This window comes from Azospirillum sp. RU38E, assembly GCF_900188385.1.
In the GTDB taxonomy this organism is placed as follows: domain Bacteria; phylum Pseudomonadota; class Alphaproteobacteria; order Azospirillales; family Azospirillaceae; genus Niveispirillum.
Map to the genome: position 1 here is coordinate 1 of NZ_FZOI01000031.1, position 12,389 is coordinate 12,389.

Annotated in this window: 11 protein-coding genes and 1 pseudogene; 6 read left to right on the forward strand and 6 right to left on the reverse strand. The window is 62.6% G+C overall.

Annotation, left to right across the window (positions count from 1 at the left end):
* Positions 1–1,104, forward strand: a 1,104-nt coding sequence (locus CHB97_RS24545) for a hypothetical protein (protein ID WP_211098336.1), incomplete at its 5' end; no start/stop codon positions are given.
* Positions 1,101–1,811, forward strand: coding sequence for a hypothetical protein (locus CHB97_RS24550; RefSeq protein WP_089290666.1), 711 nt, complete (start codon positions 1,101–1,103; stop codon positions 1,809–1,811). The genes CHB97_RS24545 and CHB97_RS24550, both read left to right, overlap by 4 nt.
* Before the next feature lie 235 nt (positions 1,812–2,046).
* Here the strand turns inward: CHB97_RS24550 and CHB97_RS24555 are convergent, their stop codons facing one another.
* The 5 genes from CHB97_RS24555 to CHB97_RS24575 form a co-directional block, all read right to left on the reverse strand.
* A complete protein-coding gene (locus CHB97_RS24555) occupies positions 2,047–2,742 on the reverse strand; it encodes a DJ-1/PfpI family protein (RefSeq protein WP_089290667.1) in 696 nt (231 codons plus the stop codon).
* Positions 2,743–2,769: 27 nt separating this feature from the next.
* Positions 2,770–3,801, reverse strand: a complete 1,032-nt coding sequence (gene holA, locus CHB97_RS24560) for a DNA polymerase III subunit delta (RefSeq protein WP_089290668.1) — start codon at positions 3,799–3,801, stop codon at positions 2,770–2,772.
* A 10-nt stretch (positions 3,802–3,811) separates the two neighbouring features.
* Entirely contained in the window at positions 3,812–4,318 is a 507-nt protein-coding gene (lptE, locus tag CHB97_RS24565) for an LPS assembly lipoprotein LptE (RefSeq protein ID WP_089290669.1), read from the reverse strand.
* Between the two features lie 284 nt (positions 4,319–4,602).
* Complete coding sequence (gene leuS, locus CHB97_RS24570) at positions 4,603–7,191, reverse strand: leucine--tRNA ligase (protein ID WP_089290670.1); 2,589 nt, start codon at positions 7,189–7,191, stop codon at positions 4,603–4,605.
* 84 nt (positions 7,192–7,275) lie between these two features.
* Positions 7,276–7,803 carry a DUF3576 domain-containing protein gene (locus CHB97_RS24575; RefSeq protein WP_089290671.1) on the reverse strand — a complete coding sequence of 176 codons (528 nt, stop codon included), beginning with the start codon at positions 7,801–7,803 and terminating at the stop codon, positions 7,276–7,278.
* Positions 7,804–8,107: 304 nt separating this feature from the next.
* Here CHB97_RS24575 and CHB97_RS24580 point away from each other — a divergent pair, with 304 nt between their 5' ends.
* Positions 8,108–9,025: a rhodanese-related sulfurtransferase gene (locus CHB97_RS24580; RefSeq protein WP_089290672.1), complete on the forward strand. Its 918-nt coding sequence runs from the start codon at positions 8,108–8,110 to the stop codon at positions 9,023–9,025.
* Between the two features lie 59 nt (positions 9,026–9,084).
* On the forward strand, positions 9,085–9,663 hold the full coding sequence (locus tag CHB97_RS24585) for a carboxymuconolactone decarboxylase family protein (protein ID WP_089290673.1): 579 nt from the start codon (positions 9,085–9,087) through the stop codon (positions 9,661–9,663).
* Between the two features lie 370 nt (positions 9,664–10,033).
* On the opposite strand, the pseudogene CHB97_RS24590 reads toward CHB97_RS24585, so the two are convergent.
* Positions 10,034–10,588, reverse strand: a pseudogene (locus tag CHB97_RS24590) (HNH endonuclease); the annotation flags it as partial.
* A gap of 333 nt (positions 10,589–10,921) precedes the next feature.
* Here CHB97_RS24590 and gluQRS point away from each other — a divergent pair.
* Positions 10,922–11,818: a tRNA glutamyl-Q(34) synthetase GluQRS gene (gene gluQRS, locus CHB97_RS24595; protein ID WP_244559695.1), complete on the forward strand. Its 897-nt coding sequence runs from the start codon at positions 10,922–10,924 to the stop codon at positions 11,816–11,818.
* Between the two features lie 76 nt (positions 11,819–11,894).
* Positions 11,895–12,386, forward strand: a complete 492-nt coding sequence (locus CHB97_RS24600; protein WP_089290675.1) for a hypothetical protein — start codon at positions 11,895–11,897, stop codon at positions 12,384–12,386.
* The last annotated feature ends 3 nt before the right edge of the window (positions 12,387–12,389 follow it).

A 12,389-nucleotide genomic window follows, 5' to 3' on the forward strand; every position in this document is an offset into this window, starting at 1 on the left:
TGCCGTGACCTTCCCCTGCTTAACTCGAACCATCAAAACCTCCTTCAATCCCGAATTTTAGGTCAATGGCTCTCCACTTTTCCAGGGCAAGTCCAACATGGTGATGGCACGGTCGGGGACGACGCCAGTCATTTGCACGGTCTCCCCCATCTGGATGATGTGACGTCCGCTAACTTGGTCATAGACCCTTTACGGCTCCCGGCATTCAGCTTGGATCGTCTTCATCGCTCGCGCAGCAGGTCCATCTATAACGGGCCGATCCTACTCGTTCACAAATCACCGCCTGCGCAATTGCAGCGGATACAGATGTCGGTTTGTGATCGTGACATCGTGTTCAACGAGAGTTGGTACGGATTCAGCACAGCGGGAGCGCCCGAGGCGTCGCTGTTGGCACGCTATCTTGCGCTCGTGCTTGGGAGCCGGGTCGCGCTCTGGATATCGCTAATCACCAGCGGAGAGTTCGGTTTTGAACGCGAGGTCATAGAGAAGTCCATTCTGGAAGAGGTCGCCATTCCGCCATTCGAGTCACTCTCGGAAAAACTGGTGCACGAGGTGGGCGAGCTTTTCGGGCGTTTGGAGCAAGACGGCAATGACGCTTGGCCGGAGGTCGATGCCTGGGTGGCAAAACTCTATGGGCTTGGCGAGCGAGACCTGACCGTCATTGATGACACACTCCGCTTCAACCTTCCCTACGCGTCAAACCGGGAAATGGCGCAGAGCGAGCCATCTGTTGATCAGGTCGAAACATACTGCCGAACTTTGGAAATAGAACTCGCCCGGTTTGCAAAGCGGTTTGAATGCGCTGTTCGCGTCATTCGCGTTCCTGATCAGGGGGCTTCACCTTGGCGCGCGCTTCGTGTTTTGGCTTGCCGAAGCGTCGAAAGCGACAGTCCTGACGGAGGTTCGCTGGCGGATATTCGTGCGCTCACGGCTGTCGCCGATCGCACGAGCGCAACTGAAATCGTCGTAGATGAAGGCGAGCACAGCCTGGCCATAATGCTCCTCGCCCAATCGAGATACTGGAGCGAAACGCAGGCGCGCTTGGCTGCCCAACGCCTGATCTGGACGCGACCCGAGTTGTTCAGGGAGCGCCCCAGAACATGAGTGGACTAGTTACCGGTCTGCAAGATCATCTATCTGAACTGATCCGGGGGCAGGAACTCCCGCTGCCAGCGCTCGACCATTCGCATATCGAGCTAATTCTCGAACTGCTTCAGCAAGCCTACACAGGGATAAAAGCTGATTATCCAGCCGCTGTCGCTGGCGGCGACGAAAAGCATCTCAACAGCTTGATGGTTGATCGCCTGAACCATCTGGTAGGCGATGATCCTCTGGCAAGCATGGTGGTACGAGCAGTCTCGCGCGGGACAGAGACAAAAAACTATGATGCAACCCGTTTTGAGATGCGGCCCGACATCCAGATATCACTTACGAGCCGAAAGCACCTCTTTCCGTTGATTGTCGAATGCAAACTCATCGATCTGGCAAAGGGTAAGACAGTTGATCTTTATTGCCGGGATGGATTGGCCCGCTTCACGACCGGCGATTATGCTTGGACTAATCGAGAGGCCATGATGCTTGCCTACGTCAGGGGCGGTGCCTCCACAGAGAGCCACCTCAGCCCATTCCTTGCGGCGGCAATGGGACTTTCGCCACCAGAGTATGCAGTGGTGTCACTACCGCAAAAGTGCGCGGTTTCATTGCCGGACGTCGCTCGATCCGATCATGGGCGCTATTTCACTTATGTGCATGGTGCCCAAAGCGGCAAGCTTCCTGGCGATATCGCTGTTTGGCATATATGGGTTAACTGAAATAGCGGCCCCACTGATCGTGTGCGGCATTAGAGGGCTATAGCGTAGACGTAGTTCTCATCATCACCCGGCGCGGTGCGCCAAAAAACAATCTTCAGTATCGTTTGCGGCGATGTTCGCAAAGTAAGTCGACTGTCGGTGCCGCGCGCCGCATCTGTTATGGCTGGCGTTTCCACCTAGGAACAGTGTTCGGGGCAGAGTTTTATCCGACAGTTCGGCTCTAACCAGCCCCGCGTTAAAAATCTGTATCACCCTGCAGGCCCAACCGGGTGGCGGCGCGGCGGGCGGCTTCCCAGCGGCGGGTTTGAAAACCCGCGGCACGCTCACGCAGCTGGGCCACCAGATCGGCGGGCGCCTGTTGTGGGTTGCCGGCGGCAAAGGGCGGGGCCGGGTCATATTCCATGGAAAGCTGGGTCGCTTCTGCCCGCTCCCGCCCCAACAGCAGTTCGGCCAGCACCAGGGCGAAATCAATGCCCGAGGTCACGCCTGCGCCGGTAACACGGGTCCGATCCACCACCACCCGTTCGGCCACCGGCTCACAGCCGAACAGGGCCAACTGCTCCAGCGACAGCCAATGGCAGGTGGCCCGATAGCCGGTCAGCAGCCCGGCCGCCGCCAGCAGCAGCGATCCTGTGCAGACCGAGGTGACATAGCGGGCCTGGGCCGCCTGGGCACAGAGGAAATCCAGCACGACCGTATCATCCATCAGCGCCAGCTGGCCGGGGCCGCCGGGCACGAACAGGATATCGGCCGGCGGGCACTGGGCGAAATCCACTGTCGGCAGCAGGCGCAGGCCGCCCCCATCGGTGACGGGGCCGGTATCCTTCCAGGCCAGATGGATTGTCAATTCCTTCAGCCGGGTCAGCACCTCAAACGGGCCGGTCAGGTCCAGCTGGGTCAGGCCGGGATAGAGCAGCATCACCACATTCATCGCCCGATCCTCCCGGTCTTTACGGCATCACCCGCCGCGCTTAGCCCATTGCGCCAGCTGGAAGAAGGTACGGGCACAGATCGTTTCATCCGGCATATGGGTGCGCTTGGCATCGGCCTCTGCCTCCACCAGCCGGGTCAGGGCCTGGGCCAGCAGCGGCAGGGTCCAGCGCCGCACCTGGGCCACCATCGGCGTTTCCAGCTTGAAGAAGACGGGCGGGCGCAGGGATTTCACCGCCTGCTGCGGTGTCTGGCCATGGGCCATATGGGCCACCGCCTGATGCAGCCGCTGGAAATGCCGCTGGGCGGCGCGCAGGATGGCCACGGTGCTGGTGCCATCGGCGAACAGGCGACGCAGGCTGCGATCCACCTCCGCCAGATCGCCCGAAGCGGCGGCCATGGCTGGTTCATCCAGGTCCAGGGCGGCACTGTCGCCGATCACGGCTCGCACATCCGCCAGGGTCACCCGCTTTTCGCCCAGCATATAGATCGCCAGCTTGTCGATCTCGCTGCGCGCCATGGCGCGGTCGCCGACCAGATTGCCGGCCAGCCAGTCGCGCGCCTCCGGATCGATCTGCATCCCATGGTCCACCATCATGCGGCCGATGGTGGCGGCCAGCTCATCCTCCCCCTCCACATAGCAGGCGATGGCTGCTGCCTCTTCCCCGGCATCCTCCACCGCCTTGCGCAGTTTGGAACGGGCGTCCAGTTCACCCGCCTCCACCACCAGCAGCGTATCGCCGGGGGGCATGGCCTTCAGCAGGCCGATGATGGCCGGCGCCAGCTTTTCATCCGCATCACGCAGCCGCACCACGCGGCGCCCGCCGGTCAGGGCGATGGCGGCCATTTCATCGGACAGCCGGGCCGGATCGCCCGTTACCTGGTCGGCCTTCATCTCCGTCACCCGGAACGGGTCGGAAAGGTCGGCACAGGCAGATTGCGCGGCCAGCTTGCCGCGTTCGCGCACCAGGCCCGGATCGGGGCCATAGAACAGCACCAGCCGGGTGGCCGCACCGGGGCGTTTGGCAAAGGCATCGGCGTTGCGGGGCTGTACCTTCACGACGCCCCCCTCAGCGGGCTTCGCGGACGAAATAGAGCGACAGCCGGGTGCGGATATCGTCGGCCAGTTCCGTCAGGCCACGGTCATAGGCGCCCTGGCGGCTGGCCAGCACGGCGAACTGGCTGTCCAGCAGGTTGAAGCTGATCACGGAGCGGGAGAAGGTGCGATAGACCACCTGACCGCTGTGATTATCGATCAGTTCATAATTGGCCTGCAGGCGCAGGCGGGCGCGGGTGGCCGTGGCATCCTTCTGGATGCCCAACTGCTCTTCGGCCGCCGACAGGGCGACGGCCAGCCGGTAACGCGGGTCGGCCGGGCGACCATCGCTATAAAAACGGTCGATCAGGTTATTGCGCAGCACCTGACCGTTACGGTCGGGGATCGGGTCGATCTGCACATTGGCCAGGGCCATGCCGGCCGTCACGCCGCCGGCCCGTGTGCCATAAACCGGCTGGAACCCGCAGCCGGCCAGCGGCAGCAGGGCGATAAGGGCGGCGGCAATCAGGCGCTTGGACATGGACTAATCGTTCCCTGGCAGGGGCGGCGGCGCAGTTTAACGTGGATGGGGGGCGGCGGCCATGGGTGGTTGGCGTGGCCCCTTAGTTGCCTCACCTTATCCCACCGCCGTTATTTCCGTCATCCCGGCGAAGGCCGGGATCCAGGGGCCGTTGGACCGACCTCTCGACCGAATTCAACGCAGCTTCAAGGTCTGTGATTGTGGCCCCTGGATCCCGGCCTTCGCCGGGATGACGGAGGAAAAGCAATTAGATAACAGGGGCCGGTCGCCCGGCCCCCATCCCATCACGCCACGATATTGACGATGCGGTTGGGCACCACGATCACCTTGCGCGGTTCCTTGCCGTCCAGGGCGCGCTGCACATTGGCATCGGCGAGCGCTGCGGCCTGGGCCACATCCTGGGCGCAGTCGCGCGGCAGGGTCAGCGTGGCGCGGAGCTTGCCATTCACCTGCACACCCATGGTGACGCTGTCATCCACCACCAGGGCCGGGTCGGCCACCGGCCAGTTGCGTTCCACCAGCAGGTCAGCATGGCCCAGCTCGGCCCACATTTCCTGGGCCAGATGCGGCATCACCGGTTGCACGATCTGCGCCATATATTCCAGCGCTTCGCGTGCCGCCCAAGCCTCGTCAGCGCCGACGGCACCCTTCTTGGCGGCCAGCTTGGACAGGGCATCGCCCAGCGCGTTGGTGAAGGTGCGCAGCTTGGCCACGGCGCTGTTGAAGCGGTAACCTTCGATATCCTCCCCCACGCCGGCGGCTGCCTTGTGGGCGGCGCGGCGGATGGCCGTGGCATCGGCACCGAAGCTGTCCGGCTGGGCACTGTTGGCGGCGGGCAGGTCAAAGCCCGGTTCCGTCACCAGACGCCACAGCCGGTTGATATAGCGCCAGGCACCATCGATGCCGGCCTCCGTCCATTCCAGATCGCGGTCGGGCGGGCTGTCGGACATCATGAACAGGCGGGCGGCATCGGCGCCATAGGAACCGATGATGCCTTCCGGATCGACGACGTTCTTCTTCGACTTCGACATCTTGATGACGGGGCCGACCGTCACCGGCGACCCGTCAGCAATCTTCTTGGCCGTCGTGCCCTGGATTTCCACGTCGGTGGGGAACATCCATTTGCCGTCAGTATCCTGGAAGGTCGCGTGGGTCACCATGCCCTGGGTGAACAGGCCGCCAAACGGTTCGGCCAAGTCCAGATAACCGACATGGGACAGGGCGCGGGTCCAGAAGCGGGAATAGAGCAGGTGCAGAACAGCATGTTCGATGCCGCCGATATAATTATCGACCGGCAGCCAGTACTTCACCAGTTCCTTGTCAAAGGCCACCTGTTCGTTGCGCGGGTCGGCGAAACGCAGGAAATACCAGCTCGACTCGATAAAGGTGTCGAACGTGTCCGTCTCCCGCTCCGCATCCTTGCCGCAGGACGGGCACTTCACATGCTTCCAGGTGGCATGGCGGGCCAGCGGGTTGCCCGGCTGGTCGAAGGTTACGTCCGGCGGCAGGGTCACCGGCAACTGGTCTTCCGGCACATGCACCACGCCGCAATCCGGGCAATGGATGATGGGGATCGGGCAGCCCCAGTAACGCTGGCGCGACACGCCCCAGTCCCGCAGGCGGAACATGGTCGTGCCCTGGCCACGGCCCAGCGACTCGATCTTGGCGATGGCGGCCTTCTTGCCCGCTTCCACTTCCATGCCATCCAGGAAGTCGGAATTGCGCAACAGGCCGGGGCCGGCATAGGCCTCATTCCCCACCTGGAAGCTGGCGGGATCGGCATCGGCCGGCACCACCACCGGCTTCACCGGCAGATCGTACTTGCGGGCGAAATCCAGGTCGCGCTGGTCATGCGCCGGGCAGCCGAAAATCGCCCCCGTGCCATATTCCATCAGCACGAAATTGGCGACATAGACCGGCAGGTGCCAGCCCTTGACGAAGGGATGCTCGGCCGTCACCGGCGTGCGATAGCCCTTCTTTTCCGCCTGTTCCAGCGTGGCTTCGCTGGTGCCCATGCGGTTGCATTCGGCGATGAATTCGGCCAGATCGGCATCACCCTCCGCCAGCGTGGCGGCCAGCGGGTGGTTCGGGCTGATCGCCACGAAGCTGGCACCGAACAGCGTGTCGGGCCGCGTGGTGAACACTTCCAGATCGGCATGACCGCCCGACAGCTCGAAGAAGAAGCGGCAGCCCTGGGACTTGCCGATCCAGTTCTCCTGCATGATGCGGACCTTCTCCGGCCAGCGGTCCAGCGTACCGATGGCGGAGAGCAGTTCGTCAGCAAAATGGGTGATCTTCAGGAACCACTGGGACAGCTTGCGCTTTTCCACCAGCGCACCCGTGCGCCAGCCGCGCCCGTCAATCACCTGTTCATTGGCCAGAACGGTATTGTCCACCGGATCCCAATTGACCCAGCTTTCCTTGCGATAGGCCAAGCCCGCCTTCAGGAAATCCAGGAACATCTTCTGTTCGAACCGGTAATATTCCGGCCGGCAGGTGGCAATTTCCCGCTCCCAGTCGATGGCAAGGCCCATCGTCTTCAGCTGGGCGCGCATCGCCTTGATGTTCTCGTACGTCCAGGTGCCCGGATGCGTGTTCCGCTCCAGTGCCGCATTTTCCGCCGGCAGGCCGAAGGCGTCCCAGCCCATCGGGTGCAGTACGTTGAAACCCTTGGCCCGCTTATAGCGGGCGATCACGTCGCCGATGGTGTAATTGCGCACATGGCCCATATGGATGCGCCCCGACGGATAGGGGAACATTTCCAACACATAGGTCTTGGGCTTGGATTGATCGGCGGTGACGGCAAAGCTGCGGCGCTCGTCCCAGATGGACTGCCACTTGGCTTCGGTTTCACGGACATTATAGCGGGACATCGGGGGCAGCCTTGGAAGGGGTAACGGGTGTCGCTTCGCCGGGCGTCACCCGTTACAGGGGCTGCCGCCCGGCGCGATCTTGATTTACTTCGCCTCAGCGGCGACAGCCTGCTGACGTAGCTGGCGGGCGCGCGTCAGCACGCTGTCTTCCAGCTGGGTACGGGTTTCGGTTGTGACCGGGGCATCAACCCAGACGCCGTTCTGCTGCACTTGGCGGAACACGCTGGCGCGCACGCCATCGGCGCGCAGGGCGGCGTCAACGATATAGAGATTGACCTTGAAACGTTCCGTCGGCGTGGCCGGCGGGGCGTACCAGTCAGTCAGGATGATGCCACCATAGGGGTCCGCCTGGATGATGGGCATGAATTCCACCGTATCCAGGGCGGCACGCCACAGGAAAGCATTGACGGCCACCGTACCAGCGGGGCGGGCGGCGACATTCATGCCGGCGCTGCCATCGCTGTTCTGGCGGAAGGTCTGGTTGGGCTGCGGGGCATCCGGCTCGGACGAACCGAGGCCGACGCTTTCCAGCACACCGCAGGCAGACAACCCGAGGGCCAGGGAGCCCAAAAGGGCGGTTCGACCGATCATGGACAGGGCACGCAAGGACATGGGCAAGCCACCTGGGAACAGCCAGCGGGAAAGACAGAGCCACCCTTAGAGCAAAAAAGCCGGCTCTAGGCAAGGCCGGGCGCTTGAGGCCAGGGTGGCGGCGTATGCTTTACACGCAATCAAGGCGGGATTCAGGCGCTGAATCCGTAAAAAGCCAAAGGCTGGGCGGGGATGGCCGGGATGATGTGGCTGGCACATCATTGCCAGGGCCATTCCCGCCCCCCGCTTTTTGCCCTTGCATCCAGGCCAGCGGCCACGGAAAAGCCCACGAGTCCCTGTCTTCGATAAAGTCCGTCCTGCCATCATGACCTATGCCATCGCCGCCTTCTACCGTTTCGCCCCCATCACCGACCCGGCGGGCCTGCGTGACCGGCTTCATGCGCTGTGTGAGGCGGAAGGGGTGAAGGGCACGCTGCTGGTGGCACCGGAAGGCATCAATGGCACCCTGGCCGCCGAACCGGAGGCGATGCGGCGTGCGATTGTGGCGATTGCCGAGGCCGCCGGGCTGACGGAACCGCTGGAACCGCGCTGGTCGGCGGATGAAACCATGCCCTTCCTGCGCCTGCGCGTGCGGTTGAAGCGGGAGATTGTCACCATCAAGGAACCTTCCGCCGATCCTACCCGGCAGGTCGGTACCTATGTGGAGCCGGAGGATTGGAACGCCCTGATCAGCGATCCGGACACCCTGGTCATCGATACCCGCAACGGGTTTGAGGTGGCGCTGGGCAGCTTCCAGCGGGCGGTGGACCCCGGCACGGCCAGTTTCGGGGAATTCCCCGCCTATGTTCGCCGTGAACTGGACCCGCAGCGGCACCGCCGCGTCGCCATGTTCTGCACCGGCGGCATCCGCTGTGAGAAGGCCAGCGCCTTCATGCTGGCCGAGGGATTCGGGGAGGTTTACCACCTGAAGGGCGGTATCCTGAATTATCTGGAACGTATCGGACCGGAAGACAGCCTGTGGTCCGGCGGCTGTTTCGTCTTTGATGAACGGGTGGCGCTGGGCCATGGGCTGGTGCCGGTGGAGGGTGTCAGCGCCTGCCTTGGCTGCGGCGCGCCTTTGACCGAATCCGACCGTGCCGACCCGCGATTTGAAGAAGGGGTGGCCTGCCCCGCCTGTGCCGACCGGGATGAACCGGCCCGTCGGGCAGCGCTGCGCGAACGCCAGCGTCAGATCACGCTGGCCCGCCAGCGCGGGGGCCGCCATCTGGGGCCGCGCGATTGAGTTTTGGTACCTTCTGTTGAATGATATATTTTAATGTCATTTAACAGAAGGTGCCGCCGATGCCGAACACCGTGATGCCCCGCGTGCCGCTGGCGGCGATGAGCCCGTCCATCGCCGCCGCCTTCCATCGCTGTGTCGAAAAGACGGGCGACGGCACCATCATTGAGGTGATAGCCCACCAGCCCGATATCATGCGCTGGTATTTCGAGGAATTTTACGGCGGCATTTTCTATAATCGCCTGCCCGGGATGCGGGTGGATGTGCGCAGCAAGGAATTGCTGCGCATCAAGCTGTCCAAGCAGCATGGCTGCCAGCTCTGCAACCGCTCCAACACGCTGGACGCGCTGGCCGCCGGCATCACCCAGGAAATGATCGACGCCATCCACACGCCCGACGCCCCGGTCTGGAGCGAGAAAGACCGGGCGGTGATTGCGCTGGCGGATGAAATGACGTTGCAGAACATGGACGGCCATTTATCCGCCGACCTGCACGCCCGCCTGCGCGCCCATTATGATGATGGCCAGATCGTGGAACTGGGCTTCGTCGCCGCCATCCTGACCGGTATCGCCAAATGGATTTTCACCTTTGACATCGTGGACCGGGAAGAGGTGTGCCCGATCGGCAAGCCGGTGGGGTGAGGGGGGAAGCCGTTCAGGGTTTCGGCCTTCCTCGACCAGTCCTCACTTTGCCACTGGCGCAAAGCTGGCTTGCCCGCTTTCCCGATAAATGATGCCCACGCCGGCGCAGGTGACGGAGCCCAATCCGCCACCGGACACAAATACTCAATAGCCTTGATCAAGATCCACAGGTCTTGATCAAGGTGAACATTCAAACATGAACGGACGGAAGATTGCCCAAAACCAGCGCATGAAAAAGGGCGGTCCCGGTCGGGCCGCCCTTTTATCCCTGATCCAGTTCCGCCCCCCAATATTGGGCGCTGGTCATACGGCTGGGGAAGCCATGTCCCTGCTCTTCCTCCTCCACCAGTTCCGCCTGCAGGTCGGCCGGTTCGGTTTCCTGGCCATAGATCAGGAAGTCGCGCCAGCTGGAATGCAGGAAGGTCGGCGGGAAATGCCGGCCATTTTCCTGCAATTCATAGACGGTGGGGGCAAAGGCGGCCTGGCGCGGATGCATCCCGCATTGGTGCGGCAGCCGGCTGCCCTTGGCCAGATTGCAGGCCGAACAGGAGGTGACGACATTATCCCAGCTGGTGCGCCCGCCCCGGCAACGCGGGATCACATGGTCAAATGTCAGCTCATGCGTGGGGAAAGGCTTGCCGCAATATTGGCAGGTGAAGCGATCCCGCAGGAAGACGTTAAAGCGCGTGAAGGCAGGCCGTCGGTTGGACGGCACATATTCCTTCAGGCTGATCACACTGGGCAGCCGCATGGTGAGCTGCTGTGAACGCACGGTCCGGTCATAGTGGGAGATAATATTCACCCGGTCCAGGAAAACGGCCTTCACCGTTTCCTGCCACGACCAAAGTGACAAAGGAAAGTAGCTCAGCGGACGAAAATCCGCATTCAGCACCAACGCCGGACAACCATCAAAAGGTGGTGACAATTTCCACCCCCTCTGCCGTTCCGAAAAAGTGCCAGCCGCCCCCTTGGCCCCCGTTCCGCGCCGCCCGTCTGCCAAGGGCAAAACGGCGCGCCGCATTCGGGGTCGAAGGCCGGCTGGAACGTGACGATTACATATAACGGGCCGAGCCCTTCTGACAACCCGCCCCGCGCGGTCCCTTCGTAATTGTCATGGGTCTGCAACGAAAATGCCACTCAACCCCTTGTGTTCCTGGGGGTGGCACACCGCCATCTCTTGCGTTCTACCAATTCCGGACAGGGGGTGGTGCTGCACCTTGCCACGCCGGGCGGTTGGGTGTAGCGACGGAATAATCTTATGCTGCGCCCGCCGACCTGTCCCATGCCCACCCCCGTCACCCGTTTCGCCCCCAGCCCGACCGGCTATCTGCATCTGGGACACGCCCATTCCGCCCTGTTTGCCTGGAACGCGGCGCGGGCGGCGGGTGGGCGCTTTCTGTTGCGGGTAGAGGATATCGATCCCAACCGCTGCCGCCCGGAATATGAACAGGCGTTGCTGGAAGATCTGGCCTGGCTGGGCCTGTCCTGGCCGCAGCCGGTGCGCCGCCAGTCCGACCATATGGATGATTATGCCGCTGCCCTGGCCCGGCTGGCGGCGCTGGGCGTCACATATCCCTGTTTCTGTTCGCGCAAGGACATTGCCGAGGAGATTGCGCGGGCCGGTGCCGCCCCGCATCTGCTGGCGGCCGGCCCGGACGGGCCGCTTTACCCCGGTCTTTGCCGCCGGCTGGACCCAGGACAGGCCGCCGACCGCGTTGCCGCCGGGGAACCGCACGCCATCCGCCTGGATGTGGCCAAGGCACTGGCGCTGACGGGGCCATTATTCTGGCATGATCGGGGCTGCGGCCAGGTGACGGCCGATCCGGCTTTGTTGGGGGATGTGGTGCTGGCGCGGCGTGATGTGCGCACCGCCTATCACCTGGCCGTCACGGTGGATGATGCCCTGCAAGGGGTCACCCTGGTGACGCGTGGCGAAGACCTTTTTCACGCCACACATATCCATAGGCTGATACAGGCGCTGCTAGACCTGCCGACGCCGGACTATCATCATCATGGTCTGCTGGTTAACCAACAAGGCCAGCGCCTGTCAAAGCGGGATGGGGCCAAGGCCCTGCGCGCCCTGCGGGCAGAGGGGTTGGAGCCTGCGGCGGTGTGGCGGCTGGCCGGTGTGCCGGCAGAAAAGCAGCCATGCTGAAACAAGGGTAATGTATGTGAATTAGATGCAATTTTAGCGATGCTGACACAGAACAATATGGTATGGGTTACGGGCCATGCAAGATACCACCATGCTTGATCAATATCGTCTCCTCGTCCGTAACACGACCATCGATGACAGGACGCTGTTATCGACGGATTACTTCAATCATTTCAATGAAGTGATCATGTTGCTGTCCATGGTCGGCGATATGCCGGACATGCTGGACGAGATCGTTGCCTGGGCGCCCCGCACCTATAAGCAGCATTTCGAGACATCTGGTCTGGCCTTTGCGCCGCTGGCCATTGAGGCCTATGACCATGTGCCGCCGGAATATCGGGAACCGTTTGACGAGGCGGTGAACGAGATGAACAGCCTGATCGTGGAGGCGGTGGCCACCCTGTCGCCGATGCGGGACGATCCGGACATGCTGGGCTTCACCGCCGCCGATTACTGGCAGCGCCTGCAGGCGCTGGTAGATCGGGGCAGCGCCATCGTCCATGGCTCCATCGCCGACAGCAACCCGGATGTCACCATGGACCAGAGCGAGATCGACGATCTGTTCTGAGCT

Excerpts from the sequence above, each read along its gene's own strand:
- CHB97_RS24580 (WP_089290672.1), top strand. The coding sequence starts at position 8,108 with ATGACCTATGCCATCGCCGCCTTCTACCGTTTCGCCCCCATCACCGAC.
- lptE (WP_089290669.1), bottom strand. The coding sequence starts at position 4,318 with ATGTCCAAGCGCCTGATTGCCGCCGCCCTTATCGCCCTGCTGCCGCTG.
- leuS (WP_089290670.1), bottom strand. The coding sequence starts at position 7,191 with ATGTCCCGCTATAATGTCCGTGAAACCGAAGCCAAGTGGCAGTCCATC.
- gluQRS (WP_244559695.1), top strand. The coding sequence starts at position 10,922 with ATGCTGCGCCCGCCGACCTGTCCCATGCCCACCCCCGTCACCCGTTTC.
- CHB97_RS24585 (WP_089290673.1), top strand. The coding sequence starts at position 9,085 with ATGCCGAACACCGTGATGCCCCGCGTGCCGCTGGCGGCGATGAGCCCG.
- CHB97_RS24575 (WP_089290671.1), bottom strand. The coding sequence starts at position 7,803 with ATGTCCTTGCGTGCCCTGTCCATGATCGGTCGAACCGCCCTTTTGGGC.
- CHB97_RS24550 (WP_089290666.1), top strand. The coding sequence starts at position 1,101 with ATGAGTGGACTAGTTACCGGTCTGCAAGATCATCTATCTGAACTGATC.
- CHB97_RS24600 (WP_089290675.1), top strand. The coding sequence starts at position 11,895 with ATGCAAGATACCACCATGCTTGATCAATATCGTCTCCTCGTCCGTAAC.
- CHB97_RS24555 (WP_089290667.1), bottom strand. The coding sequence starts at position 2,742 with ATGAATGTGGTGATGCTGCTCTATCCCGGCCTGACCCAGCTGGACCTG.